25 protein-coding genes and 2 tRNA genes are annotated in these 24971 nt (G+C 63.5%); 13 read left to right on the forward strand and 14 right to left on the reverse strand.

Features of this window, described 5'->3' with window-relative positions; translation table 11 throughout:
• From AC5I5I_RS16045 to AC5I5I_RS16070, 6 genes are all read right to left on the reverse strand, one after another.
• The coding region (locus AC5I5I_RS16045) for an NADH-quinone oxidoreductase subunit D (protein ID WP_495974808.1) at positions 1-956 on the reverse strand (956 nt) is incomplete at its 3' end.
• A 4-nt stretch (positions 957-960) separates the two neighbouring features.
• Positions 961-1401, reverse strand: coding sequence for a GFA family protein (locus AC5I5I_RS16050; RefSeq protein ID WP_495974810.1), 441 nt, complete (start codon positions 1399-1401; stop codon positions 961-963).
• Positions 1401-1829, reverse strand: coding sequence for a thioesterase family protein (locus AC5I5I_RS16055; protein WP_495974812.1), 429 nt, complete (start codon positions 1827-1829; stop codon positions 1401-1403). Before AC5I5I_RS16055 ends, AC5I5I_RS16050 begins: the two co-directional genes overlap by 1 nt.
• Entirely contained in the window at positions 1826-2473 is a 648-nt protein-coding gene (locus tag AC5I5I_RS16060; protein WP_495974814.1) for an NADH-quinone oxidoreductase subunit C, read from the reverse strand. The genes AC5I5I_RS16055 and AC5I5I_RS16060 overlap by 4 nt, the downstream gene beginning before the upstream one ends.
• Before the next feature lies 1 nt (position 2474).
• The gene (locus AC5I5I_RS16065) at positions 2475-3038 is read right to left on the reverse strand and encodes a NuoB/complex I 20 kDa subunit family protein (RefSeq protein WP_495974816.1); all 564 of its coding nucleotides are present in this window, start codon (positions 3036-3038) and stop codon (positions 2475-2477) included.
• A 10-nt stretch (positions 3039-3048) separates the two neighbouring features.
• Entirely contained in the window at positions 3049-3414 is a 366-nt protein-coding gene (locus tag AC5I5I_RS16070) for an NADH-quinone oxidoreductase subunit A (RefSeq protein ID WP_495974818.1), read from the reverse strand.
• A gap of 655 nt (positions 3415-4069) precedes the next feature.
• Between AC5I5I_RS16070 and AC5I5I_RS16075 the strand changes: the two genes are divergently transcribed.
• From AC5I5I_RS16075 to AC5I5I_RS16090, 4 genes are all read left to right on the forward strand, one after another.
• Positions 4070-5347, forward strand: a complete 1278-nt coding sequence (locus AC5I5I_RS16075; RefSeq protein ID WP_495974820.1) for a patatin-like phospholipase family protein — start codon at positions 4070-4072, stop codon at positions 5345-5347.
• A gap of 26 nt (positions 5348-5373) precedes the next feature.
• The gene (locus AC5I5I_RS16080; RefSeq protein ID WP_495974822.1) at positions 5374-5760 is read left to right on the forward strand and encodes a hypothetical protein; all 387 of its coding nucleotides are present in this window, start codon (positions 5374-5376) and stop codon (positions 5758-5760) included.
• A 78-nt stretch (positions 5761-5838) separates the two neighbouring features.
• Positions 5839-7305: a YcjX family GTP-binding protein gene (locus tag AC5I5I_RS16085; RefSeq protein WP_495974824.1), complete on the forward strand. Its 1467-nt coding sequence runs from the start codon at positions 5839-5841 to the stop codon at positions 7303-7305.
• Positions 7302-8318: a YcjF family protein gene (locus tag AC5I5I_RS16090; RefSeq protein ID WP_495974826.1), complete on the forward strand. Its 1017-nt coding sequence runs from the start codon at positions 7302-7304 to the stop codon at positions 8316-8318. Before AC5I5I_RS16085 ends, AC5I5I_RS16090 begins: the two co-directional genes overlap by 4 nt.
• 3 nt (positions 8319-8321) lie before the next feature.
• On the opposite strand, the gene AC5I5I_RS16095 is transcribed toward AC5I5I_RS16090, so the two are convergent.
• Complete coding sequence (locus AC5I5I_RS16095; protein ID WP_495974828.1) at positions 8322-10022, reverse strand: sulfatase-like hydrolase/transferase; 1701 nt, start codon at positions 10020-10022, stop codon at positions 8322-8324.
• A 218-nt stretch (positions 10023-10240) separates the two neighbouring features.
• Between AC5I5I_RS16095 and AC5I5I_RS16100 the strand changes: the two genes are divergently transcribed.
• From AC5I5I_RS16100 to AC5I5I_RS16115, 4 genes are all read left to right on the forward strand, one after another.
• Complete coding sequence (locus AC5I5I_RS16100; RefSeq protein ID WP_495871789.1) at positions 10241-11275, forward strand: AAA family ATPase; 1035 nt, start codon at positions 10241-10243, stop codon at positions 11273-11275.
• On the forward strand, positions 11272-12534 hold the full coding sequence (locus tag AC5I5I_RS16105) for a vWA domain-containing protein (RefSeq protein WP_495871788.1): 1263 nt from the start codon (positions 11272-11274) through the stop codon (positions 12532-12534). Before AC5I5I_RS16100 ends, AC5I5I_RS16105 begins: the two co-directional genes overlap by 4 nt.
• Positions 12531-12917: an LCCL domain-containing protein gene (locus tag AC5I5I_RS16110; RefSeq protein WP_495974831.1), complete on the forward strand. Its 387-nt coding sequence runs from the start codon at positions 12531-12533 to the stop codon at positions 12915-12917. Before AC5I5I_RS16105 ends, AC5I5I_RS16110 begins: the two co-directional genes overlap by 4 nt.
• 131 nt (positions 12918-13048) lie before the next feature.
• Positions 13049-13125, forward strand: a tRNA-Asp gene (locus AC5I5I_RS16115).
• A 254-nt stretch (positions 13126-13379) separates the two neighbouring features.
• Here AC5I5I_RS16115 and AC5I5I_RS16120 read toward each other — a convergent pair.
• Both AC5I5I_RS16120 and AC5I5I_RS16125 read right to left on the reverse strand, forming a co-directional pair.
• A complete protein-coding gene (locus AC5I5I_RS16120) occupies positions 13380-14228 on the reverse strand; it encodes a class I SAM-dependent methyltransferase (RefSeq protein ID WP_495974833.1) in 849 nt (282 codons plus the stop codon).
• A 149-nt stretch (positions 14229-14377) separates the two neighbouring features.
• Positions 14378-14572, reverse strand: coding sequence for a hypothetical protein (locus AC5I5I_RS16125; RefSeq protein ID WP_495975334.1), 195 nt, complete (start codon positions 14570-14572; stop codon positions 14378-14380).
• Here AC5I5I_RS16125 and AC5I5I_RS16130 point away from each other — a divergent pair.
• The 5 genes from AC5I5I_RS16130 to AC5I5I_RS16150 all read left to right on the forward strand — a co-directional run bounded on the left by AC5I5I_RS16130 (position 14487) and on the right by AC5I5I_RS16150 (position 18666).
• Positions 14487-15434 (forward strand): AraC family transcriptional regulator, encoded by a 948-nt coding sequence (locus AC5I5I_RS16130; RefSeq protein WP_495975323.1) that lies wholly within the window; start codon positions 14487-14489, stop codon positions 15432-15434. The two genes, AC5I5I_RS16125 and AC5I5I_RS16130, sit on opposite strands and share 86 nt — an antisense overlap.
• 301 nt (positions 15435-15735) lie before the next feature.
• Positions 15736-16038 carry an HU family DNA-binding protein gene (locus AC5I5I_RS16135; protein ID WP_495974835.1) on the forward strand — a complete coding sequence of 101 codons (303 nt, stop codon included), beginning with the start codon at positions 15736-15738 and terminating at the stop codon, positions 16036-16038.
• Positions 16039-16464: 426 nt separating this feature from the next.
• Positions 16465-17442 carry a tonB-system energizer ExbB gene (gene exbB / locus AC5I5I_RS16140; RefSeq protein ID WP_495974837.1) on the forward strand — a complete coding sequence of 326 codons (978 nt, stop codon included), beginning with the start codon at positions 16465-16467 and terminating at the stop codon, positions 17440-17442.
• Positions 17443-17446: 4 nt separating this feature from the next.
• The gene (gene exbD / locus AC5I5I_RS16145; protein WP_495974839.1) at positions 17447-17881 is read left to right on the forward strand and encodes a TonB system transport protein ExbD; all 435 of its coding nucleotides are present in this window, start codon (positions 17447-17449) and stop codon (positions 17879-17881) included.
• Positions 17878-18666, forward strand: a complete 789-nt coding sequence (locus AC5I5I_RS16150; RefSeq protein ID WP_495974841.1) for a TonB family protein — start codon at positions 17878-17880, stop codon at positions 18664-18666. The genes exbD and AC5I5I_RS16150 overlap by 4 nt, the downstream gene beginning before the upstream one ends.
• A gap of 36 nt (positions 18667-18702) precedes the next feature.
• On the opposite strand, the gene AC5I5I_RS16155 is transcribed toward AC5I5I_RS16150, so the two are convergent.
• From AC5I5I_RS16155 to clpX, 5 genes are all read right to left on the reverse strand, one after another.
• The gene (locus AC5I5I_RS16155; RefSeq protein ID WP_495974843.1) at positions 18703-19578 is read right to left on the reverse strand and encodes a Clp protease N-terminal domain-containing protein; all 876 of its coding nucleotides are present in this window, start codon (positions 19576-19578) and stop codon (positions 18703-18705) included.
• Between the two features lie 43 nt (positions 19579-19621).
• Positions 19622-20281: a hypothetical protein gene (locus AC5I5I_RS16160; protein WP_495974845.1), complete on the reverse strand. Its 660-nt coding sequence runs from the start codon at positions 20279-20281 to the stop codon at positions 19622-19624.
• Between the two features lie 228 nt (positions 20282-20509).
• Positions 20510-20585, reverse strand: a tRNA-Val gene (locus AC5I5I_RS16165).
• A 136-nt stretch (positions 20586-20721) separates the two neighbouring features.
• Entirely contained in the window at positions 20722-23151 is a 2430-nt protein-coding gene (lon, locus tag AC5I5I_RS16170) for an endopeptidase La (RefSeq protein ID WP_495974847.1), read from the reverse strand.
• A 393-nt stretch (positions 23152-23544) separates the two neighbouring features.
• Positions 23545-24819, reverse strand: a complete 1275-nt coding sequence (gene clpX / locus AC5I5I_RS16175; protein WP_495974849.1) for an ATP-dependent Clp protease ATP-binding subunit ClpX — start codon at positions 24817-24819, stop codon at positions 23545-23547.
• Between the last annotated feature and the right edge of the window lie 152 nt (positions 24820-24971).

A 24971-nucleotide genomic window follows, 5' to 3' on the forward strand; every position in this document is an offset into this window, starting at 1 on the left:
TAGAGCTTGAAGTGATGGATCAGCGCTTCCATCGAGCGCTTCATCTCGCCGCGCTTGGGCGGCACCACCTTCTGATCGTCGGCCGAGACCCGCCCCTTGCCTTCGGGCGCATTCAGGAGCGCGATACATTGCTTCATGATGCGCACGGACTGGCGCATCTCTTCCATGCGGATCAGATAGCGGTCATAGCAATCGCCGTTCTTGCCGATCGGAATATCGAAATCCATCTCGGCATAGCACTCATAGGGCTGGTTCTTCCGCAGGTCCCAGACCGCGCCCGAGCCACGCACCATCACGCCTGAGAAGCCCCATTTCCACGCGTCGTCGAGCGACACCACGCCGATATCGACGTTGCGCTGCTTGAAGATGCGGTTGCCGGTGAGCAGCGAGTCGATGTCGTCGACCGTCTTCAGGAACGGATCGCACCAGGCCTCGATGTCGTCGATCAGCTTCTGCGGCAGGTCCTGATGCACGCCGCCGACCCGGAAATAGGCCGCGTGCATGCGCGAGCCGGAGGCGCGCTCGTAGAACACCATCAATTGTTCGCGCGGCTCGAACCCCCAGAGCGGCGGAGTGAGCGCACCGACGTCCATGGCTTGGGTGGTGACATTTAGAAGGTGCGACAGGATCCGGCCGATCTCGCAATACAGCACGCGGATAAGCTGGCCACGACGCGGGACCTCAAGACCGAGCAACTTTTCCGCGGCGAGGCAGAACGCATGCTCCTGGTTCATCGGCGCGACATAGTCGAGCCGGTCGAAATACGGAATCGCCTGTAGATAGGTCTTCTGCTCGATCAGCTTCTCGGTGCCGCGATGCAGTAGACCAATATGCGGATCGACACGCTCGACGATCTCGCCGTCGAGCTCCAGCACGAGGCGCAGCACACCGTGCGCGGCCGGATGCTGCGGTCCGAAGTTGATGGTGAAATTACGTTCGCCGGAAGTCTCGGCCATCTTGTTATCCCTTGGCCTCGTCGCCGCCCGGCGCAAACTGCGCGAACACTTCCGCACCGGTCATGTTGTGCGTCTTGTTGGCGAAGTCGTAATAGGCCGGCTTCTCGTCGATGAAGATCTGCGTCGTGAACGAGATATCCGTCACGTCGTCGAACGCTTCGGCCGACACGAAATACGAATCCCTGTCGATCAGACGGTAATAGAGCGGCGTTCCGCACGACTTGCAGAAGCCGCGCTCCGCCCATTCCGATGAGCGATAGGCGCCCAGATTTGCCTTGTCCTCGACCTTCAGCGAGGTGCCGCAGTCGCGCACCATGAACGGACCTGCCGTCCAGCGCCGGCACATGCTGCAGTGACACGTCCCGACCTCGTTATCGGCCGGGGTCGCGGTAAAGCGCACCGCCTTGCAGAGACACCCGCCGGACAGTTGCTGCGCCGATGCCATTACGCCGCCCTCGCCTTCAGCGCCTTGTCGGCGACACGCGCATTGAACTTGTCATAGTTGACCAGGGCGCGCTGGTGCCGGCCTTCGCCGATCACATCCACGCCGTCATGGCCGCGCACGAAGAAACTGACCGTCTTGCCGTCCACGCCGGTGCACTCGCATTCGACCGTCACGGTCATGCCGGGCGGAGTCGCGGCCAGATGGCTGAAATCGACGTGCACGCCGAGCGAACCCTCGCCCGCATCGAGATGCATGTTGAGCATCTCGGTGCAGCACCATTCGAACAACCCGACCATGTAGCCGGTCGCGAACACCCGCGGCATGGCGCGGAACATCGGCGAATCCGGATAGAATTCCGGCACCGTCTGCCGGTCGGTGATGGTGAAAGTCAGAGTGTGTTTGAGTCCGGGCTTGAGCGTATCCTTCATGAGGACACCTTCTTGTCCGGCTCGCCGGTCAGCTTGTTGCCCTGGGCGCCGGCCTTCTCGTCACCGGGCAGACGATAATCCGTGCCTTCCCATGGCGACAGAAAATCGAAATTGCGGAATTCCTGATTGAGCCGCACCGGTTCGTTGACGACGCGCTTCTGGGCATCGTCGTAGCGCACTTCGACAAAGCCGGTCAGCGGGAAGTCCTTGCGCAGCGGATGGCCCTCGAAGCCATAATCGGTGAGGATGCGGCGCATGTCGGGATGGCCGGTGAACAGCACGCCATAGAGATCGTAAGCCTCGCGCTCGAACCAGTCGGCGCCCGGAAACTCGGAAATGATCGACGGCACCGGGGTCACTTCGTCGGTCGCGACTTTCACCCGCACGCGCGCATTCTGCTTGGGCGACAGGAAGTGGTAGACCACGTCGAAGCGCTGCTCCCGCTGCGGGAAGTCGACCGCGGTTGCGTCGATGAAATTCCAGAATTGCAGGTTCGGATCGTCGCGCAGGAAGCGCACCACCGACAGGATGTCGGCGGCGTTCGCGCGGACATTCAGTTCGCCGACCGCGATCTCGTAGCCGATGACGGCACCCGGAAGCCCGGTGCTGATCGCCTCGCCGATGGCCTGCAGCTTCTCGCTCATTTCAGCGCTCGATGGTTCCGACCCGGCGGATCTTCTTTTGCAGCAGCATCACGCCATAGAGCAGCGCCTCGGCCGTGGGCGGGCAGCCCGGAACATAGATGTCCACCGGCACGATGCGGTCGCAGCCGCGCACCACGGAATACGAATAATGGTAATAGCCGCCGCCATTGGCGCAGCTTCCCATCGAAATGACGTAGCGCGGTTCCGGCATCTGGTCGTAGACCTTGCGGAGCGCGGGCGCCATCTTGTTGGTCAGGGTTCCGGCGACGATCATCACATCGGACTGGCGCGGCGAGGCCCGTGGCGCGAAGCCGAAGCGCTCGGCGTCATAGCGCGGCATCGACATCTGCATCATTTCGACCGCGCAGCAGGCAAGGCCGAAGGTCATCCACATCAGCGAGCCGGTGCGCGCCCAGGTGACCAGATCGTCGGCGGTGGTGACAAGGAAGCCCTTGTCGGCCAGTTCCGCATTGAGGCCGGTAAAGAACTGGTCGTCCGCGCCGATCGGCTTGCCGGTGCGCGGATCGAGAATCCCTTTGGGCGCGGGTGATACGACAGCGCTCATGTGCAGCTCGCTAGTCCCATTCGAGCGCCCCCTTCTTCCATTCGTAAATAAAGCCGATGGTCAGAACGCCAAGGAAAACCATCATCGACCAGAAGCCGAATACTCCGAGTTCGCCGAACGTCACCGCCCAGGGGAACAGGAAGGCGACTTCGAGGTCGAAAATAATGAAAAGAATGGCAACCAGATAAAACCGCACGTCGAATTTCATGCGCGCGTCGTCGAAGGCATTGAATCCGCATTCGTAGGCCGAGAGCTTTTCCGGATCCGGGTTGCGGTAGGCGACGAGGAACGGCGCGACCAGCAGGGCGAGCCCGATGCCCAGCGCAACCGCAATGAATACCACGAGCGGGAGATAGGCCTGCAGCAGGTCGCTCATCTGTCTCCTCACAGGGCTGCGAGGCCGATCCGCCCGGCCAAAACGCCGTCCCCGGGCATCTGTCGGCGAACCGACGGATTGCCCTCCAAAACCCCAGCCCAGATTCGTTCCAAGAAGGAAGTTGCGGCAGCCTTAGCGCAGCGCATTTGCCCCCGCAAGCGCCCGAAAAGTCTGAGATTAGCAATCGCTCCCGCGGCAGGCGGCACCCGGCATTTCGCAGGCCCCGTCGCGGGTTAGCTTTCAGCCTCCCCGCACCGGAATGCAGCCTTGGTGGAGCTCCGCATCGCCGATTGCGGGCGATGCCGGAGCGCGGAAAAGGTTGCTCGCGCGCTTAGCACTGAGGACCGAAACGTCAGGTTCCGGACCCAAAATTGCCGCCGGAGAGACAAAGCTTTGTCCAACCAGTCTGAAAATCGAATCATCCCCGAAGCATGGAGAGTTACGGGGGCCCCGAGTCGGGACCTTCAGTTCCACCTGGCGGACATCGCGCGATGCACACTGGCGCTCGATCGCGCGTCGGATCTTCGCGGGTGTCACAATCGTGGGAACGAAAAGCTTCTCGTCAAATTCGAATCACGTGGGTTGTGTATGAAAGGCCCGCCGGTGTGACACAGCCCGAATTGCTTCGCCTGGGCGCTTGCGACAAGATTAAAGGATGCGCGTGACGTCAGGAAACCTGATTCGCTTCGTGATCGCGGCCGCTGCGGCGGCGGGTATGGTGTGGTTCGCGATCCCGTCTGCCATCGCTTTGCCGTCCGTCGGCGTAGCGGATGGCTATGCGCTTTCGGCACAGTCCAAAAAGAAGGCAACTACTAAAAAGGGCAAAGCCAGCCAGCCCGCAAAGCCGGCCGCCGGTTCGGATGGGCCGATACCGCGTACCGCCTTCTCCGCGGCCGACCAGAAAGCGGCGACCGTCGCCAATATGCCCGAGGCGCGCTTCTGGGCCGATTCGGAACGCGAATACCTGCGCGCGCTGCCGCCGAAGCCGGGTCCGTGGCTCATCCTGTCCACCGGAGGCGAGGACGGTGCCTTCGGCGCCGGCCTCCTGAGCGGATGGTCAAAAGCCGGAACCCGTCCGGAATTCTCGCTGGTGACTGGCGTGAGCACGGGCGCGCTGATCGCGCCCTTTGCATTTCTGGGATCGCGTTACGACGATCAGCTGCGCGACGCCTATACCACGATCAGCGCGATCGATATTTTCGAGGTCGGCGGCAAGGGTGAGAGCTTCCTCGATACTTGGCCGTTGCACAAGCTGATCGAAAAGCGGGTCACGCCCGAGCTGCTCAAGGACATCGCCGCCGAGCATGCGCGCGGGCGGCGTCTGTTCATCCTCACCACCAATCTTGACGCCGGCCGGCCGGTGGCATGGGATATCGGTGCGATCGCGACGCGCGGTGACAAGCAGGCGCTCGATCTGGTGCGCAAGGTGATGATCGCCGCGATCAGTATTCCCGGCGCATTCCCGCCCACCTTCATCGATGTGGAAGCCAACGGCCGCCCGTTCGCGGAGATGCATGTCGATGGCGGGCTCGCCGGACAATTCTATATCGCGCCCGATTCCATGCTTGTCAGCACGTCGACCGCAAAGCTGCCGGCGACAGACTTCTACATTATCGCCAACATGAAGCTTGATCCGGACTTCCAGCTGACCGAGCGCACGACGCTCAGCATTCTCGGACGGACCGTGAGCGCCGCCATCAAGTTCGTGACCCGCAATGCGATCGACCGCGCCTATGCGACCGCATTGCGCAGTGGCATCGGTTTTTATGTTGCTTATGTAAACCAGGATTTCAACGCGCCCGCACGCGGGCCGTTCGATCCGGATTACATGAAGGCCCTGTACGACGTCGGATATGCCAGGGGCGCTGGTCCCGACCCATTCCTGCGTCAACCCAATGACTATTCCATTCAGCCGGAGAAGGTGGCCCGATAACGCGGCTGCCCAAGGGGTAACACATGATGCTTGCACGATTGGCGCTCGCGGGACTGCTGGCTCTCGCGGCCATCCCGGAGGCCTCGGCCGCAGCCAAGGCGAAGAAGGCCAGTGGCGGCTTTGACGGCTTGTGGAGCGTTCTCATCATTACCGAGAAAGGCACCTGCGACCGCGGCTATCGCTACGCTGTTCGCATCAAGGGCGGGCGCGTCGGCCATGCGGACCCTGCCGGTTCAAGCTTCAGGATTTCCGGTAGCGTAGCGGGTAACGGCGCCGCGCGCGTGAGCGTCGTGCGCGGAGACCAGAGCGCCAGCGGGACCGGGCGGCTGAGCCGCGATGGGGGCACGGGACGCTGGACCTCCTCCAAGGGCGAATGCTCGGGCGTTTGGCAGGCCGAACGACGGGGCAGCTAGCATCGCGCCCCGGCCGCCCTATCTCTAGCCGGCCGTGATCCCGCGCCACTGTGCGGGACGATGGCGGCGGCGCGCAGGATGGCGAACGTTTTTTCGGACATTATCGAGCAGGCGCGCCTGACCTCCCAGGCGCTCTTCGAATACGGCCACAGCCTGTTCGAGCCGACCGTGCGTCTCGGCGTGACCGGGCTGTCGCGCGCCGGCAAGACGGTTTTCATTACCGCGCTGGTGCATGGCCTCTTGCGCGGCGGCCGCTTCCCGGTCTTCGAGTCGATGGCCTCGGGACGGATCGCCCGTGCGCGGCTGTCGCCGCAACCTGACGATACCGTCCCCCGCTTTGCGTATGAGGCGCATCTCGAGCAATTGCTGAAAGAGCGACACTGGCCGGAATCGACCAAGCAGATCAGCGAACTGCGCCTCATCATCGACTATCAGTCGCGCAACGGCGCGATGCGCGCGCTCACCCTCGACATCGTCGACTATCCCGGAGAATGGCTGCTGGACCTGGCGCTGCTCACGCAAAGCTACGAGGAATGGTCGGCCGAAACCATCCGGCTGTCGCGGCAGGGCGATCGCGCCCATCTTGCCGCCGCTTGGCACGCCGATCTCGCCTCGCTCGATCCGAAGGCACATGCCGAGGAGCCCGTCGCGCAGTCCGCGGCGAAACATTTCACCAAATATCTGCGCGATTGCCGCGACGAGCGCTTCGCCCTCAGCTTGCTGCCGCCGGGCCGCTTCCTGATGCCGGGTGAACTCGCAGACTCGCCGGCGCTGACCTTCGCACCGCTGGACCGGCTGGAGGGATCGCCGCCGTCCGGCTCGCTGTGGGCGATGATGCGGCGGCGCTACGAATCCTACAAGGACGCGATCGTGCGTCCGTTCTATCGCGAGCATATCGCGCGGCTGGACCGTCAGATCGTGCTGGTCGACACTCTCACCGCGCTGAATGCCGGCCCCGACGCCATCAACGATCTGGAACGCGCGCTGGCTGCGATCCTCGACAGCTTCAATGTCGGGCGCAACTCGATCCTCTCCGCGTTGTTCGCGCCACGGATCGACCGCATATTGTTCGCCGCCACCAAGGCTGATCTCCTGCACCACACCTCGCATGACCGGCTGGAGCGCATTCTCGAACGGCTGGTGACCGAGGCGACGAAACGCGCGGATTATTCCGGCGCCCGCATCGACGCGATTGCGATGGCCTCGGTGCGCGCGACCGGTGAAGCACATGTCGGCGGACCGCATGGCTCGCTGCATGCGATCATGGGGACGCCGCTTGCCGGCGAGCGCGCCGGTGGCCGCGTCTTCGACGGCAATTCGGAGATTGTGATCTATCCGGGCGATCTGCCGAACGATCCCGATGCGATCTTCGAAGCCGAAACCCGGTTTCGCGGATTGTCCAACGTGTCGTCGGACGACGCCGATTATCGCTTCCTGCGTTTTCGCCCGCCTCTCCTGGAGCGAACCGATGCAGGCGTGCCCGCCCTGCCCCATATCCGTCTCGATCGGGCGCTCGAATTTCTGATCGGAGACCGTCTGAAATGACCGCCCGTCCGCGACGGCCCGCAATCTTTTCGCCCGACGATCCGAACGTGGTGGTCACGGCGGCCAAGGACGATCCGCTGGTCGAGATCCTGCGTGAGGCCGATGCCGCCGACGCGCACCTGCCGGCGGTCGCATCGGCGACGGCGCCGCGACGCCGCTTTCCCTGGCGCAAGATCCTGTTAGGTGCGCTCACCGGTCTGATTTCGCTCGGAATCGGACTTGCGGTGACGAAGCTGATCGAGGATCTGTTCGCGCGCTTCGAGGCGCTTGGATGGTTTGCCCTTGCCCTCGCAGGTCTGGCGCTGCTGGCGCTGCTTGCCATCGCCTGGCGCGAGTTTGCCGGGCTGTCGCGGCTGGCAAAAATCGATCACATCCGCGAGCGGGCGGCGGAAACGCTTGCCACCGACAACCGTGCGGACGGTCAGGCCATCCTCCGCGACCTGCTCGCTATCGAAAGCCAGCTGCCGCATCTGGCGCGCAGCCGGGCGAAGCTGCAGGCGCATTTCTCCGAGATCATCGACGGCGCCGACCTGATCCGCCTTGCCGAGCGCGAATTGATGGCGCCGCTTGACCGCGAGGCGCGTCAGCTCGTCAGCAACGCAGCCAAGCGTGTCTCGATCGTGACCGCCGTATCACCGCGCGCGGCGATCGACATCTTCTTCGTGCTGATCACGACGCTTGGGCTCGCGCGCAAGCTGGCGCTGCTCTATGGCGGGCGACCCGGCACGCTCGGGATGTTCAGGCTGCTGCGTCATGTCATCACCCATCTCACCATCACCGGCGGCATGGCGGCCGGCGACAGCCTGATCCAGCAGGTGATCGGACATGGCCTTGCGGCCAAGCTGTCGGCCCGCCTGGGCGAAGGCGTGCTGAACGGGCTTCTGACCGCGCGGCTCGGCATTGCTGCGATCGAGGTGACGCGGCCACTGCCGTTCTCGGCTTTGCCGCGCCCGACCCTGACCGAAGTCGCCGGCGGCGTGGTAAAAAGCGCGGAAGCGGCGGAGAAGAAGTAGAGGTCAGAATCCCGTGATCACGCCTGAATCCACCAGCAGCCGGTTGAAGCGCCGCGCCTCGGCGCCATCCTTACAGGGATAAAACATCCCCTCGCAGCGCTCCAGAATCCGCTTCTGCTCGGCAAAGGTTGAGTCCAGTGGCAGCCCGGCCGCCTCCTGGACCACCAGCGGCAGATACGGCGCATCGAGCGCGTCGCGCGCCGACGACAGGTCGACCGGCGTGAAGTTGATGGCATCGATCGCGTAATAGGCACTGAAAAAGCGCTGGTCGCGCGCCATGATGCCGTTGGCAATCTGCTCATCCGACATTGCGGGTTCGAGCAAGCGCGGTGCGATGGCTGGCGGATGATCGCCGAACCGAACGATCAGGAAGGCCTCGTCCGGGTAATCGCGCTTCAGTTTGGCAACGAAAGCGGCATAGTCGCGTGCGCTGATGCTCTGGCGCCGGACATATTCGTCGGTCTCGGCATCGGCATTGAGCGGCTTCCAGCCCGGCGTGAGTTCGGGACGGTAACGCGTATCCCAGGGGAAATGATTGGCGGCGGTGTAGACGAACAGGAACAGCGGATCGTTGCCGCGCTCCTTCCCAATCAGCCGCACGGCCTTGTCGAAATAGAACGAGTCAGGTTCGACGTCGCCCGCCCCCATCTCCCGCGCGTCGATCAGGCGATCGATGCCGGCGCTCTTCTGGAAGCGGCGTGCGCTCAGGAAGGCACCGTAGGCAGGGTAGAGCGTGAAGGTCTTGTAGCCGCAGCGGCGAAGCGCTTGCGGCAGCCCACGCTTGATGCGGCCGGCGGCCAGCCGCGTGACGTAAAAGCTCATGCGGCCGAATGAGCGGGTCGAGAGCCCCGTGAGCACGTTGTATTCCGTGTACCAGGTCGGTCCGCCGGCGGCCTCCGTGATCAGCGTACGCGACTTGCCGTCGGCCGATGCGAAATGCCGGCCGTAGTCTGCGGGCACCTTCACGCCCGGCGCGCTCCTGATATCGAAGCTCGATTCGTCGAGCACCATAATGATGTGCGGACGCTTTCCCCCGGGCGTGCATTCGTCATCCGCTGGCAGAGCTTTGACCCGGCTTGCCACGGCGCGATCGACATCAAGCCAGCCGCTGTTGCTCAATTCCGAGAGCGAAACCACCGTCGAGCGCGCAAAATTCGAGACATGATTGACGCCCTGGAACGGTTCATGCGGCTGTTCGGGGACCGCGTTCGACAGACCAATGATGGCGGCGAGCGATGCGGCGGCCGCAAACGCCGAGAGCAGTCGCGGAATCCTGGTCCGGTCGAGCTTCCACAGCACGACCAGCAGAACAACACCGAGCAAAGCCGCTACGATCGAAACAAGGCGCAGTCCGGGCATCACCGACAGCAGAAACGTCAGGCTGTCGGGGTCGATCACCAGAACGTCGAGGAAGGTCGCCGTCATCCAGGTGATCTTGAACTTGAACTGCGAGACCAGGATCAGCAATTCGATCAGACCGAGAGAGATCGCGGCCGCGAGAACAGCCCGCCGCAGCAGCAACAGCAAGACGCAGTTCAGCAATATCCAGGTCAGAAGCGCCAAGCCTTGCCCGAACGACCCGATTTCGGTCTGGCCAATCCGGATCAGTGCGAACAGGTGCAGCGCACCGGTCGCTAAGATCGACGGCCACGGCCCGCATAACGTACGCTGCAGCGCCGAAAAGCTCCGCGAAAGGAAGGACATACCGGACATCGACATGACTGCTGCAACCCGCGCTCAAACCTAGCGAACGCCTCAATTTGTCATAATTCTGTAACGAAACTGTCATGACAAGCGTCGTCACTGCCGCAGGCGTACGAAAAAAAGTCCGCAACGCCGCTGGCGCGACTCCGCCGATGCGCCTAGATTGAAGCTGTTCCTGGTGAGGGAACGCCGTTCGTTCTTCACCCAGGAGCCGTCCAATGGACGCAGGCGCAAGCGCCCTTAACCAATCCATCACCCTCAAGCAGGCCAAGAAGCTGGTTCAGTGCATGGCGCACGAACAGAGCTTCCTGCTGCTGTCGCCTCCCGGTGTCGGCAAGTCCGAGATGGTCTACCAGGCGGCGGCCGAAGCCGGCCTGCCCTGCCGATCATTGCTCGGCACCCAGATTGCGCCGGAAGACGTCAGCGGCGTGCCGAAAATCGTCGGCGAGCGCTCGGTCTTCTGCCCGCCGCGGCTTCTTCTGCCGGAGATCGCGCAGACCTTCTGCCTGTTTCTGGACGAATTGCCGGCTTGTGCGCCCGACGTGCAGAAGGCGTTCTACTCCCTGCTGCTGGAGCGGCGTCTGGGCGAGCACGCCCTGCCCGCCGGCACCTGGGTGGTGGCCGCCGGCAACCGGCAGACCGACCGCGCGCTGGTGCGGGCGATGAGTTCTGCGCTGGTCAACCGCGTCACCATCCTCAATCTGCGGGTCGATGCCGACGAATGGCAGGACTGGGCGCGCCGGAGCGGCATCCGCGCCGATATCCGCAGCTACATCTCGTTCATGCCGGATGCGCTGATGCGCGAGGTACCGCAGGACCCGCAGCCATTCTCGACGCCGCGCGCCTGGGCACTTCTATCGCAGGCGCTGGACATGGCAGAGCAATCCGGCATCCTCAACCGCGACACCCGACGTGCGCTCGCCTTCGGCCGCCTGTCCTCCGAGGATGCCGCGGTGTTCTGCGCCCTGGCGGAAGAAGCCGTCGGCACCATGGCGCCGGTCGAGGCCTATATCGAGCGGCCGGAAAACCTGCCGAAGGGCGAGACCGCGCGCTGGTTCATCCTGAATTCGATCCGCCAGAATGTCGCCGCCGGGCGGCTCGGCGCGGTGAAGCCGCGCGCAGTCGCGCGCTTCCTGCGCAGCCTGCCGACCGAGAGCCAGTTGATGCTGCTGACCGACCTGGTCGAGCAATGGGGCGCGCTTGGCGCCGACAAGGCGATGCTCGCGGTGCTGCGCACGGTGACAAAGCAATGACCGCTGCCGCCGCAACATCCGACAGAAACGCCGATCGCGCCACATTGAAGCGGATCGAGAACGGCCTGCGCATGGTCACGGTGCCGCTGCCACATCTGGCAGGATTGGCTGCGGCGGTGCGCGTCAATCTCGACTGGCGGGTGCCGACCATGGGCATCTTCGCTTCCGGCCGGCTGGTGGCCAATCCCGGATTCACAGCCAGACTCAAGGACAACGAGCTCGTCTTTGTGCTGGCCCACGAACTGCTTCATCTCGCGCTTCGCACCCATGACCGTGCCCGCGGCTCCGGCCGGCTCGAGTTCAACTACGCCCATGACTACATCATCAACGACATCCTGCGGACGGAACTCGGCTCCGCGACCATCCCGGCCGGCGGCCTCGACATGCCGGGTGCGCGCCAGCGCTCGGCCGAGGACATCGTGATCGAGATGCGCCGCAACGCCGACCTGATGCGCTCGCGCAGCCAGGTCTGGGAAGGCAAGGACGCCTCTGTTCGCCAGATCATGGGACAGGGTCAGGGCGGCGCCGCGAACGGCGAGACTGCCGGCGACGTGCTCGCCGACCAGACCGAGCGCGAGATGTTTCCCGCCGAAGCGCAGGACCAGGCGCAATCCAAGGCCAGGGTTGACGAGGCGATTGCGCGCGGGCTGGCGATTGCCGCCGCGATGTCGCGGCAGGGACGCGGATCCGCAGGTTCGGGAATGAGCGCGCAGGTGTCGGCGCTGCGCGGCCGCTTGCGGCCGGCCTGGCAACAGGCGCTGCAGCGCTGGATCGAGTCGTCGTCGGCGGGCGAGCGGACTTTCTCTCGCCCTTCACGCCGCGGCGGCGAGCGATCCGACATCGTCCTGCCGGGCCGAAAGCGCACCTCATGGATGCTCAATGTCGTGCTCGATACCTCGGGCTCAATGACGGATGAGATACCGCTCGCGCTTGGCGCGATCGCGGACTTCTGCGACGGCGCCGGTGTCGATCAGGTGCGCATCGTGCAATGCGACGCAGCCGTCACCAGCGACGAGACCGTGTCGCCGGACGACCTGTCGACCTATGCGGTGCACGGCTTCGGCGGCAGCGATCTGTCCCCCGCCATGATGATGCTGGCAGACGATCCTCTGGTCCGCGCCGCCGTCGTCGTCACCGATGGCGAAATCGCCTTTCCGGCCGAGCCCGTGCCCTACGACGTTTTGTGGGTGCTGCCGCGCGCGGCCGCATTCAGTCCGCCCTACGGGCGGGTCATCGCAATGGACGGGAGCAGGCCATGAAGGTGGTGCAGGAACTGGTCGCCTATTTCGACCGGCGCGGGCAATTGTCGAAGCGGCAGGTGCGGCAGTTGCTCGACAAGGGCTATCTCGCCGCCGATGCGCCGCCACACTTGCTCGAACTCGGCAGCAGCGTCGGCGCCACCTATTATTTCCGGGTCAAGGGCGAGACCGAGGGCCCGCTCTGGGGCACCGATGTCTATACTGGCGATTCCGCCCTGGCACCGGCCGCCGTCCATGCCGGTCTGGTCAAGCCCGGCGAAAGCGCGGTGGTGAAGGTCACCGTGGTGGCGCCTCCGGCGCAGTTTCAGGGCTGCGTCCGCCATGGCGTGACCAGCCACGATTTCGGCCGCTATGGCAGCGCCTACCGGCTGAGCGGGATCTAACAGAGCCGGTCGCGGGAACACCTTGGCCAACGGCCCCCGCGGCCTGCTTTTTCGGGGGGCAGCGGCAAAACCCGCTCGGCCACGCTTGACTTGGGCGAGACCGAGATTTAAGTCCGCCGCACTGCCAACCCGGGGGCGTAGCTCAGTTGGTTAGAGTGCCGGCCTGTCACGCCGGAGGTCGCGGGTTCGAGCCCCGTCGCTCCCGCCACGTATGTGGCTCAGTTCCTTGACTTTTCTGATTTTCGGACCTGGCCCTTTTTCAGGCCATGTCCGGTTTGCAGGCGCTCCGACGCCTCGAGCCCGCCCGCTCTGGGCGAATCCAAGAACCCGGGTTCCCTTCCCGACGAACTCCGCGCTTCGAACAGTTCCGCGCATTGACCATGCTCGCTAACTCGCCCGAAGGCCCGCCCGGGATCTGATCGCCCGGACGGGCGCTCGCAACATTCCCTGATCGCCGCAACCTCAGCGGCGGGTGATGACGACTTCCAGATATTCACTCGGCACCACCATAGTGCCATCGCCGGACGTGTTCATGCGCCCGATGAGGTCGACGATGTCCTGCGCAAGCGCCGCGCGTCCCGCATCATCGATCGCCTCGAACGCCTTGAGCATCGGCCCGTAATACTCGCGGAAAATCTCGACGAAATGCTCCGGCGAGCGATAGCGAAAATTGAAGTTGCGCGTCTCGATGACGATCGAGCGCGCAGCCTTGCCGAACATTTCTTCAAGCCGCTCCGATGTGCCCCACAGCGCCGCCGACTTGACGCCGGCCGGCGGCGGCAAATGCTTGCCGATCACCTTGAACATCTGTCCGACGAATCCGGCCGGAGTCCAATTGGCGAGACCGATCTTTCCGCCCGGTCTGCACACACGCAGCAATTCGGCAGCAGCGCGATCCTGGTCCGCCGTGAACATCACGCCGAAGGTTGAGACGACCGCGTCGAATTCTCCATCGGGAAACGGCAAGGACTCGGCATCCGCCTGTCTGAACCTGACCGAAAGTCTCTCGGCCTTTGCCCGCTCGCGACCGCGATCCAGCAGCGTATCGACATAATCGGTCGACGTCACGTCACACCAGCGGCGCGCAGCCGCCAGAGTGACATTGCCGTTGCCGGCAGCAACGTCGAGTACTGTCTGGCCGGATCGCAAGTCCATCGCCTCGGCCAGTTGCTCGCCGACGATCTGCAGCGTGGTCCCCACGACCGCATAGTCGCCGGAGGACCAGGCCGTCTGCTGCTTCTTCTTGACGGCACCGAGGTCTGGGCCGGGCCTGGTGACGCCCGTAGGCGGGCATTCGATGATGGTGGTCATGGTCGGTTTCCTCAGAATTTGTTACAATTGCTTGTCCCGCGATAACGACAGTCGCTGATCGCTTCGCTTATGCGGGAGACAAATAGATCGCTGCCGGCGCGGACCAAATGATCGCGCTGCCACGCTTGTTGATCGATCGTCCAGACTTGCTATCGCTCGAGGAAGATACAGGTACGTCTTCCCTCCTCACCCGGCACGAGCCGTTGCGCGAACGAGGATGTCATGGGTACGGACGTATTGTCGGATGTGCTCTCGGCGGTGCGCCTGACCGGTTCGGTCTTCTTCGACGTCAGCGCCAGACCGCCCTGGGTTGCCGAAGCACCGCCGGCTGCAACGATCGCCAATGAGGTGATGCCCGGCGCGCAACACGCCATCGAGTATCACGTGGTCACGCGCGGCTCCTGCTGGATATCCCTTGTCGACGGCGGCTCGTTCGAACCGGTGCAATTGCAGGAAGGCGACATCGCGGTGATGCCGCATGGCGACCCGCACGCTTTGTCAAGCACTGCCGGAATGCGCGCTCGGCCGACGATGGATATCTATCGTCGCCCCGATGACAGCTCCGCATTGCCGTTCATGTTGCGAACCGGGAGCGAAGGCGACGTCGATACACATCTGATCTGCGGTTTCTTCAGCTGCGATATTCGCCCGTTCAACCCGCTTATCAATGCGCTGCCGCGTTTCATGCGGCTGACGCGAGCGATGTCTTCGGACAGCGGCGGTCTTCTCGACCAGTTCATCCGCTATGCCACTCTCGAGAGCGACAACCGGCGCCCCGGCAGCCAGAGCGTGCTGAACAAACTTTCCGAGCTGATGTTCGTCGAAGTCGTTCGCATGCACATGGACCAACTGGCGAACGACAATGCCGGCTGGCTGGCGGGTTTGCGCGATCCGCTCGTCGGCCGCACCTTGGCGTTGCTGCATGCGCGGCCGGCCCATGGATGGACTCTTGACGAACTGGCGAGCGAAGCCGGCGCGTCACGCTCCGCACTGTCGGAGCGGTTCTCCCACCTCATCGGCTGTCCACCGATTCAGTATCTGACCCGATGGCGGATGCAGATCGCGGCCCGGCGGCTCGCGGAGCGCAATGCCAAGATCGCCGCCATCGCCCAGGACGTCGGCTACGAATCCGAAGCCGCCTTCAGCCGGGCGTTCAAGAAAACCGTGGGCCAGTCGCCCAGCGACTGGCGCAACACAGCGTTGTGATGCCACGGCGCGTCCGGCCTCATGCGAGGAGCGGGACGTCCCTGACGTGTCCGCGTCTTGTCGGTTTATCCAGAAATATCAGATAGTTAGGATTGGCGCCGTGGGGCCGCAGCCCTTTCGGAAGCCCCGCGCCGGTTCCAAAATGCAGGAAACCCTTGCGGGACGGGCTTTTCTCGTTGCATCGCCCGCCTAAAAATGCTCTGGAGCCTTATAAACAAGGCGTTTCCGGTGAGTCCCGAATCGTCTAAACGCCACAATCAGCAGTTTTTCGTTTCCGCGCCCGATCAAGAGGAGGCCACCCATGGCTGACAAGAAGCCGGCGACCGCTCCGACCGTTACCCTGAAGCACCTCGCGGCTCAGTTGGCCGAGGATCATCAGTTGTCCAAGAAGCAGAGCGAGGCGATGCTGGGCGACCTGGTTACCGCCATCACCAAGCACCTGAAGAAGGGCGATCGCATCCGCATCGGCGGCCTCGGCATCCTGCAGGTTCGCAAGCGCGCCGCGCGCATGGGCCGCAATCCGGCGACCGGCGAGGCGATCCAGATCAAGGCGTCGAAGAAGGTCGCGTTCCGCGCCGCCAAGGAGCTCAAGGAAGCCGTCTGAGGTCATTCCCCGTCCACGGACGGGCTGCTCTTTCGAAATGCGCATTGGCCTTCGCCAATGCGCATTTTTTTTATTCGCGAGCGCTGCCGAACCAAAGCGGGCTTGCGGCGCCTGGTTAGAACACATCAAAGCTTTGGGCCATTGTCCGAATGACCGGTGGGAGTGACCGCACACACCACCATTGTTATGGGGCCCGATTGCCGAATTTTTTTACCGGCAAGACGTTCAGGCTGCACGGGTCACACCACCTCGAATGACAGTGCTTTAGCGGCGTCTGCGCGCCATCCGGAACCGTGGTTGGAACGGATAAAAACTATCGTTGTTGATTTCTGTTTCTGATTTGCGATTGAACACATGATCGCTTGCGGCGATGCGACTGCGCCGCTCCACCATCAGCGTCCGGCAATGCCGCGCGAAGGATACGATATGAATTTGCATTTCCGATCGCTGGCGGCGGCGGCGCTGTCGTTGGTCCTGTTTGCTCCGCAGGGTGTGGCGCTGGCGCAACCCGCGCCGCAAACGAAATTGCCTGCAACGACAACAGCGCCGGCCTCCCCATCCGCTCCGCCGACCACGCCTGCGGCGCCCGGACCGGCGGCGCAAGCCCCCGCGTCCCAAGTGCCGGCGCCGGCTGCACCCGCAAACGCCGCCCCGGACGTGACTCCGGCCGGACCCGCAACCGCGTCGCCGTCTCCCGGCACGATCCCCGCGCATATGCTGCCGCACGATCTGACGCCCTGGCAGATGTTTCTCGACGCCGACATCGTGGTGAAATCGGTGATGATCGGGCTCGTCATCGCATCGATCGTGACCTGGACGGTGTGGTTCGCAAAAAGCCTGGAATTGCGTTTCGAGAAACGCCGCGCGCGCAGCAAGAACCGCTGGCTCGAACACGCGAAGTCGCTGGACGACGCGGAGCGCAAGTTCGCGAAAGAAAAGGATCCGGTGGCGCGACTGGTGCGCGCAGCGGCGCATGAGGTCGAATTGTCCCACATGCTGCCGAAGGACGGCGTCAAGGAACGCATCGTCTGGCAACTCGAACGCGTGGAAGCCACCGCGAGCCGCCGCATCAGCAACGGCATGGGCGTGCTCGCGACCATCGGCGCGACCTCCCCGTTCGTCGGCCTGTTCGGAACGGTCTGGGGAATCATGAACAGCTTCATCGGCATCTCGAAAGCGCATTCGACCAGCCTTGCGGTGGTCGCCCCCGGCATCGCCGAGGCCCTGCTCGCAACCGCCATGGGCCTGGTCGCCGCGATCCCGGCGGTCGTGATCTACAACATGTTCACGCGGTCGATCGGCGGCTACCGCCTGATCCTCGGCAATGCCTCGGCCAATGTGTTGCGCCTCGCCTCGCGCGATCTCGATCGCGGCGGCGTCACGTTGCGGCAGGCGGCGGAGTAGCGTCATGGCGGTACATTTCAGCAAGGACGACGAGGACGTCGAAAACCACGAGATCAACGTCACGCCTTTCATCGACGTCATTCTGGTGCTGCTGATCATTTTCATGGTGGCGGCGCCGCTCGCGACCGTCGACATTCCGGTCGAATTGCCGAGCTCCACCGCCGAGCAGACGCGCCGGCCCGACAAGCCGGTGTTCCTGTCGATCAAGTCCGACCTGTCGCTGGCGATCGGCGAGGACATGGTTGCGCGCGCCAGTCTTCCTGCGGCGCTCGATGTCGCAACCAAAGGCAATCGCGACGAGCGCATCTTCGTGCGGGCCGACCGGGCCGTCAGCTACGGCGACGTGATGGAGGTGATGAATACGCTGCGCTCGTCGGGCTATCTGAAGATCGGCCTCGTCGGCCTGCAAGCGGCGGATTCGGGAAGCACGCCGAGATGAATGCGATCGCCTGGATCGCAGGTGTCGATCGGGATGACGAGCTGCATCTGGGCCGCTGGGTCGCTGCGGTTGCGTTCGTCGTGGTCGCGCATGCGGCGATCGCCGCAGCATTCATGTATGTCAAACCGGACGAGGGCATAACAGGTGCAGACGTCCCGGCGCTGATGATCGATTTCGCGCCGGAAGCCGCCGCACCGGAAACAGAGTCCGATCTTGCACCGGGGCCGGAGACCTTCGATTCACAGGCGGCGATGCAGCCTGAGGTCAAAGAGCAGGCGGCCGACGAACCGGTGATCGAATTGCCGCCGGTGCCCTCGCCTGAACCCGATCTCGTGCTTCCGCCCAAGAAGGAAGAGGTGGTCGAGAAGCAGGAGGTGCCGCAGCCCAAGCCGCCGGAACCGGTCGAAGCGCCGGTGCAGCAGCAGGTCCAGTCGGTGAAGCAGCCGACGTCGAACCCGAAGGCGGACAAGCGCGCAGACAAACCGGTGGCGCCGCGCGCCGGCACCACCGCCGCCCGCAACGCCATGGCAAGCTATGCCAGCACCCTCAGCGCACATCTGCAGCGCTTCAAGCGGCCAGCCAAGGGACGCGGGACTGCGGTCGTCAGTTTTACGGTCAATCGCAGCGGGAAGGTCGTGGCGAGCCGCATCGTGCGGTCGTCCGGCTCCTCGGCGGTGGACGACGAGGCGCTGTCCATGATCTCGCGCGCGCAACCCATGCCGCCCTTTCCGGCGATTATCACGCAACCCGAGGAAAGCTTCGTTCAGGCCATCCGCTTCCGTTGACGGAGCGGTTTGCGCGAAGATTCCCGCACGGATGCGCTACATTCCCCACCGTTGCTGCGCAGGCGATCCATCGACCGGAGCGGCCGAAACGTCTGGCGTTTTCCGACCGAATATCCTGTCCCACAGCGTTTCGTCCCCCGGACCGTCAGGCCGCACAGCGCTCGGTTGCGCGGAAGGTTCGGCGGATGCCGGCGCAGTCACCGCGAGCCGCGCGGCGATATCGGAAAAGCCCCTGTCGATCGCCTGCTCCAGCACGCCGTCGCGTTGCTGCAGGTAATTCTTCAGCCGCGCGATGTCCTCGTCCGGCGGGCTGAATCTCAAAGCGTCGATCTGGTGGCGGATGTCATGAAATTGCTGATTGATCGCGAGCGACATGCGATCGAGCGCCTGCTGCACATCCACGGCGCCGACGCCGTTCTTCCGTTCGCCGCGGATCAGTTGCGCCGCAGAGGAATCCTCCGGCAGGCGGTCCAGCGCCGTCAGCAGGTCGTCGACCGAGACTTCCTGGTTGTCACGGTTCTGCGCAAGCTCCTGAGCCAGCGTTACGATGACGTTGAATTCCTCGGAGAGACCGGGAAGTCCGCTCTTGGACGGACTGCCCCGCTCGATCTCCATCAGCGCCTGCATCGCCGCCCGGAAGGCGCGGTCGATGTCCATCTTGCGCAATTCGAACTGACGGCTCGCATTGGGAATCAGCGTCATCGCCAGGATCAGGTGAGCCGCCGATACCGTGCCGTGATTGAATTCACGCGCCAGCTTGGTGGTCTTGTGCAGGCAGTCGGACGCCGACTTCGTACACCCCTCGATCTTGGTGTCGGCTTGCGGCACCGGCAGCGGTTCGTCGCTGCGGCCGGTTGCACTCCCCGCATCGACGACCTGTCCGTCGATATATGGCGACTGATACGTGTTCATTGCCTGCTCCCAGCCATGGCGTTGTCGCGTCTACCTCGTCCGGTCAGGCCGCCCTCTCCGCGGGAGATTGCGGCCGTTCCGGCGCGTCTGTCCCTGCGCCCCAATCCGATCGCGCGTGCGGATCGTGAGGCGGCATGGCGGCCTGAGCCATCAGTTGCGCGACACTGTCGGCGAGAGAAGGAACGTGCACGGGCTCGGATCCGCGCGCATCGATCTCGGGTCCCGGCGGATGGCGATCGTCCGTCGTGGCGAACGCAGTTCGGTCCACGGTCGTGCCGTGAGCGGGATCGCCGTCCGTATGTGCCAATTCCTGGGGCTGCTCCAGCTCCGCTGCCGTCGCTACGGTTTCGATGTCGACTGCGACCGTTTCGGACGGAGATTGCGTTGCAGCGTCGAGATCGCCGGCAGGCAACGCGTCCTGCGCCACAACGACCGCTTCGGCAATCAAGACGCTTTCCGGAACGGGACTTTCAGATGCCAAGGTCGCTTCACCAGGATCCAAAATCCCGTCGCTGTTCGACGTCCCATTCAGCAACACCAGGACGTCGGACAATTCCGGAAGCATGCGCTCGATGCTTCGCAACGCCCGGAACTCCGGCGTGCCGTCGAGTTGCACCTGAACGCGATCGCGAATGTCACCCAGCGAATGGGTGACGTCATTGAGATCGGGAAAATCAGCGATCGTTCGCTCGATGGCCTGCAACGCGCGATAGCGATCCAGCTCCGCGAAGCGCCGCTGAACGTCGCCGTGAAGCGTCTGGAGCGACGCCAGAATATCCGTCTGCACCGTAACCGTCATGACCACCCCCACAACCAGGATCGGTCATACGCTACCAACTAACCTCATAGGTTGCAATACAACTTTCATGCGACCAAAGGGTGCAATCTGGCCCGACCGAAAGGACTGATGGGGTGTTGTCTTTAGGGAGATTGGTGGGCGGTGACGGGATCGAACCGCCGACCCTCTCGGTGTAAACGAGATGCTCTACCAGCTGAGCTAACCGCCCGACAGGAAAAAGCGCCGGCGCAAGATTGCGCGCCCGCGATTCCGGATGCGGGCTCACATACGCCCGACCCTGCCGAAAATCAAACGGCGGCCCCGGCAAAAAGCAGGGGCCGCCGCTTGTCGTTGTTTTTGGCGCGTCAGTGCGCGGTCAGCGCCGAACCATCCTCGTCGGCGGCCTTGTCGGCAGCGGGCTTCACCGCCGGCTCTTCCCACTGGATCGGCTCGGGCTTGCGCACGAGAGCGTGCGTCAGAACCTCATCCATGCGGGAGACCGGGATGATCTCAAGCCCACTCTTCACATTCTCCTGGATGTCCGCGAGGTCCTTGGCATTCTCCTCGGGGATCAGCACCGTCTTGATGCCGCCGCGCAAGGCGGCAAGCAGCTTCTCTTTCAGTCCACCGATCGGCAGCACGCGGCCGCGCAGCGTGATCTCACCGGTCATCGCAACGTCGCGGCGAACCGGAATGCCGGTCATCACAGAGACGATCGCCGTGACCATGGCGACGCCTGCGGACGGACCATCCTTCGGCGTCGCACCTTCCGGCACGTGCACGTGGATGTCGCGCCGGTCGAACAGCGGCGGCTCGATGCCGAAGGCGATCGAACGGGAGCGGACATAGGATGCCGCCGCCGAAATCGACTCCTTCATGACGTCACGCAGATTGCCGGTGACGGTCATCTTGCCCTTGCCGGGCATTTGCGTGCCCTCAATGGTCAAGAGTTCGCCGCCGACATCGGTCCAGGCAAGACCGGTAACGACACCGATCTGGTCCTGGTCCTCCACCTCGCCATACCGGTATTTCGGCACGCCGAGATAGTCGCCGAGCTCCTTGGCGGTGACGGCAACCGACTTCTTCTTCGAAAGCGTCAGCTCCTTGACGGCCTTCCGGATCAGCGTCGACAGCTCGCGCTCGAGGTTACGCACGCCCGCCTCCCGCGTGTAGCGGCGGATGACGGTGAGCAGAGCCTCGTCGTCGATCGACCATTCGGCGTCGGTGAGGCCGTGCTTGGAGATCGCGTGCGGGATCAGATGCCGACGCGAAATCTGCAGCTTTTCGTCCTCGGTGTAACCGGCGATCCGGATGATCTCCATGCGGTCCATCAGCGGCGGCGGAATGTTGAGCGTATTCGCCGTGGTCACGAACATCACACCGGACAGGTCGTAATCGACCTCCAGGTAATGGTCGTTGAACGTGGCGTTCTGCTCCGGATCCAGCACCTCGAGCAAAGCCGACGACGGATCGCCGCGGAAATCCGCGCCCATCTTGTCGATCTCGTCCAGCAGGAATAGCGGATTCGACGACTTCGCCTTGCGCATCGACTGGATGATCTTTCCGGGCATCGAACCGATATAGGTCCGCCGGTGACCGCGGATCTCGGCTTCGTCACGCACGCCGCCGAGCGAAACGCGAACGAATTCGCGACCCGTTGCCTTCGCAATCGACTTGCCAAGCGAGGTCTTGCCGACGCCCGGAGGGCCGACCAGGCACAGGATCGGACCGGTCAGCTTGTTGGCTCGCTGCTGCACGGCGAGATATTCGACGATGCGATCCTTGACCTTCTCCAGGCCATAGTGATCCGCATCGAGGATATCCTGCGCAGCCTTGAGGTCCTTCTTGACCTTGGTCTTCTTCTGCCACGGGATCGACAGCATCCAGTCGAGATAGTTACGCACGACGGTTGCCTCGGCGGACATCGGTGACATCTGCCGGAGCTTCTTGAGTTCGTGCTGCGCCTTCTCGCGGGCTTCCTTGGAGAGCTTGGTCTTCTTGATCTTGTCTTCGAGTTCGGCCAGCTCGTCCTTGCCGTCCTCGTCGCCCAGCTCCTTCTGGATCGCCTTCATCTGCTCGTTGAGATAATACTCGCGCTGCGTCTTCTCCATCTGACGCTTCACGCGGGTACGGATCCGCTTCTCGACCTGCAGGACGGAGATTTCGCTCTCCATCAGGCCGAGCACCTTTTCCAGCCGCTGCGGCACGCTTGCCGTTTCCAGCAGCGCCTGCTTGTCGGCAATCTTCACCTGCAGATGCGAACCGATGGTGTCGGCGAGCTTGGCATGATCGTCGATCTGCTGAACCACGCCCACCACTTCCGGCGAGACCTTCTTGTTCAGCTTGACGTAGTTTTCGAATTCGTTGACCACCGAACGCGCCATCGCCTCGGCTTCGACATGCTCGCCGAGGTAATCTTCGAGCACGACCGCATCCGCCTCGAAATATTCGGAGCGGTCGGTATATTTCAGAACCTTGGCACGCTGTGCGCCCTCGACCAGCACCTTCACGGTGCCGTCGGGCAGCTTCAGCAATTGCAGCACGCTCGCGAGCGTCCCGATCTCGAAGATGTCGGCGGTCGCCGGATCGTCGTCGGAGGCGTTCTTCTGGGTGGCCAGCAGGATGAAGGTGTCCGAACGCATCACCTCTTCCAGCGCCTTGATCGACTTTTCACGGCCGACGAATAGCGGAACGATCATGTGCGGAAACACCACGATGTCGCGCAGCGGCAGAACCGGGTAAGCCTTGGTTTCACCCGCGACCAGGGGGGGACGTGGCTTGTTGGCGGTTGTCATTGGCCGTCATTCCTTATTCTTGTGCCCCTCCGGTGGGCCCGCATCATGCGCAACCGTCCGGAGTGCCGAGGGAGGCCGGGAGGGAGCATGGCGAGGTTCAGCACTTGGGCCATGCACGAGGGCGCTACGAACCCTGCCCGGAATGGAACTGTTGTCTTCGTACGCGATCCGTTCGCCTGCATTAGGTGGCGTTCGCTCCGAGGACTGTCAAGGGAACTGGACCGCCAGTCCTCTCCCCAAGCCCTGCAAGAACAGCACCACCGCATGCCGGCGGACGCATGAGCCTAGGCGATTCTGACAGCGCTGTCGCAAGGCGCCAGCATGCCGGTGCCAAGGGTCCCGGCGCCAGAAACTCGGATGACGCAGAGGATCGAATTGGCTGCCCCGCGCCGGTCAGGCCGAAGCCGAGCTTTCGGCCGTCCGGTCGGAGCGATCGGCGTAGATGTAGAGCGGGCGCGCCGTCCCCTCCACCACCTCGCGCGAGATCACCACTTCCTCGACGCCTTCCAGGCTCGGCAGATCGAACATGGTATCCAGCAGGATGCCTTCCATGATCGAGCGGAGTCCGCGCGCGCCGGTCTTGCGCTCGATCGCCTTGCGGGAGATCGCGCCAAGCGCCTCCTCGGCGAGCGTCAGGTCGATATTCTCCATCTCGAACAGGCGCTGATACTGCTTCACCAGCGCGTTCTTCGGTTCGACCAGGATCTTCTTGAGCGAGGCCTCGTCGAGATCCTCGAGCGTCGCGACCACCGGCAGGCGGCCGACGAATTCCGGGATCAGACCGTATTTCAGCAGATCCTCGGGCTCGACCTCGCGGAAGATTTCACCGGCCTTGCGGTCCTCGGGCGCACGCACCGTGGCGCCGAAGCCGATCGAAGTCGAGCGGCCGCGCGAGGAGATGATCTTGTCCAGCCCGGCAAAGGCGCCGCCGCACACGAACAGGATGTTGGTGGTGTCGACTTGCAGGAATTCCTGTTGCGGATGCTTGCGGCCGCCCTGCGGCGGCACCGACGCAACCGTGCCTTCCATGATCTTGAGCAGCGCCTGCTGCACGCCCTCGCCCGACACGTCGCGGGTGATCGAGGGATTGTCGGACTTGCGCGAGATCTTGTCGATTTCGTCGATATAGACGATGCCGCGCTGCGCACGCTCGACATTGTAGTCGGCGGCCTGAAGCAGCTTGAGAATGATGTTCTCGACGTCCTCACCGACATAGCCGGCTTCGGTCAGGGTCGTGGCATCAGCCATCGTGAACGGCACGTCGAGAATGCGCGCCAGCGTCTGCGCCAGCAACGTCTTGCCGGACCCGGTCGGGCCGATCAGCAGGATGTTGGACTTCGCGAGTTCGACGTCGTTGTGCTTGGTCTGGTGGTTGAGCCGCTTGTAGTGATTGTGGACCGCGACCGAGAGCACGCGCTTGGCGTGCTGCTGGCCGATCACGTAGTCGTCCAGAACCTTGCAGATTTCCTTCGGCGTCGGGATTCCGTCGCGCGACTTCACCAGCGAGGATTTGTTCTCCTCGCGAATGATGTCCATGCAGAGTTCGACGCATTCGTCGCAGATGAAGACCGTCGGACCCGCAATCAGCTTGCGGACTTCGTGCTGGCTCTTTCCACAGAACGAGCAGTAAAGGGTGTTCTTGGAATCGCTGCCGCCGACTTTCGTCATTCCAGTCTCCGTATCAATCCGCGTGAGCGACCAGCACTCACAAACCCTAACACCTGACGGGCGGCCAAAGCGTGGCACCCTGGGCACACGAGGCCCGAAACTCCTCCCCCTCAGACCCCTTCCGACATCCTAGCGAAGCATGCTAGCGGCAC

It is taken from the genome of Pseudorhodoplanes sp., assembly GCF_059499825.1.

Coding starts and splice junctions, on each gene's coding strand:
- AC5I5I_RS16050 (WP_495974810.1), bottom strand. CDS start 1,401: ATGGCATCGGCGCAGCAACTGTCCGGCGGGTGTCTCTGCAAGGCGGTG.
- AC5I5I_RS16055 (WP_495974812.1), bottom strand. CDS start 1,829: ATGAAGGATACGCTCAAGCCCGGACTCAAACACACTCTGACTTTCACC.
- AC5I5I_RS16060 (WP_495974814.1), bottom strand. CDS start 2,473: ATGAGCGAGAAGCTGCAGGCCATCGGCGAGGCGATCAGCACCGGGCTT.
- AC5I5I_RS16065 (WP_495974816.1), bottom strand. CDS start 3,038: ATGAGCGCTGTCGTATCACCCGCGCCCAAAGGGATTCTCGATCCGCGC.
- AC5I5I_RS16070 (WP_495974818.1), bottom strand. CDS start 3,414: ATGAGCGACCTGCTGCAGGCCTATCTCCCGCTCGTGGTATTCATTGCG.
- AC5I5I_RS16075 (WP_495974820.1), top strand. CDS start 4,070: ATGCGCGTGACGTCAGGAAACCTGATTCGCTTCGTGATCGCGGCCGCT.
- AC5I5I_RS16080 (WP_495974822.1), top strand. CDS start 5,374: ATGCTTGCACGATTGGCGCTCGCGGGACTGCTGGCTCTCGCGGCCATC.
- AC5I5I_RS16085 (WP_495974824.1), top strand. CDS start 5,839: ATGGCGAACGTTTTTTCGGACATTATCGAGCAGGCGCGCCTGACCTCC.
- AC5I5I_RS16090 (WP_495974826.1), top strand. CDS start 7,302: ATGACCGCCCGTCCGCGACGGCCCGCAATCTTTTCGCCCGACGATCCG.
- AC5I5I_RS16095 (WP_495974828.1), bottom strand. CDS start 10,022: ATGTCCTTCCTTTCGCGGAGCTTTTCGGCGCTGCAGCGTACGTTATGC.
- AC5I5I_RS16100 (WP_495871789.1), top strand. CDS start 10,241: ATGGACGCAGGCGCAAGCGCCCTTAACCAATCCATCACCCTCAAGCAG.
- AC5I5I_RS16105 (WP_495871788.1), top strand. CDS start 11,272: ATGACCGCTGCCGCCGCAACATCCGACAGAAACGCCGATCGCGCCACA.
- AC5I5I_RS16110 (WP_495974831.1), top strand. CDS start 12,531: ATGAAGGTGGTGCAGGAACTGGTCGCCTATTTCGACCGGCGCGGGCAA.
- AC5I5I_RS16120 (WP_495974833.1), bottom strand. CDS start 14,228: ATGACCACCATCATCGAATGCCCGCCTACGGGCGTCACCAGGCCCGGC.
- AC5I5I_RS16135 (WP_495974835.1), top strand. CDS start 15,736: ATGGCTGACAAGAAGCCGGCGACCGCTCCGACCGTTACCCTGAAGCAC.
- exbB (WP_495974837.1), top strand. CDS start 16,465: ATGAATTTGCATTTCCGATCGCTGGCGGCGGCGGCGCTGTCGTTGGTC.
- exbD (WP_495974839.1), top strand. CDS start 17,447: ATGGCGGTACATTTCAGCAAGGACGACGAGGACGTCGAAAACCACGAG.
- AC5I5I_RS16150 (WP_495974841.1), top strand. CDS start 17,878: ATGAATGCGATCGCCTGGATCGCAGGTGTCGATCGGGATGACGAGCTG.
- AC5I5I_RS16155 (WP_495974843.1), bottom strand. CDS start 19,578: ATGAACACGTATCAGTCGCCATATATCGACGGACAGGTCGTCGATGCG.
- lon (WP_495974847.1), bottom strand. CDS start 23,151: ATGACAACCGCCAACAAGCCACGTCCCCCCCTGGTCGCGGGTGAAACC.
- clpX (WP_495974849.1), bottom strand. CDS start 24,819: ATGACGAAAGTCGGCGGCAGCGATTCCAAGAACACCCTTTACTGCTCG.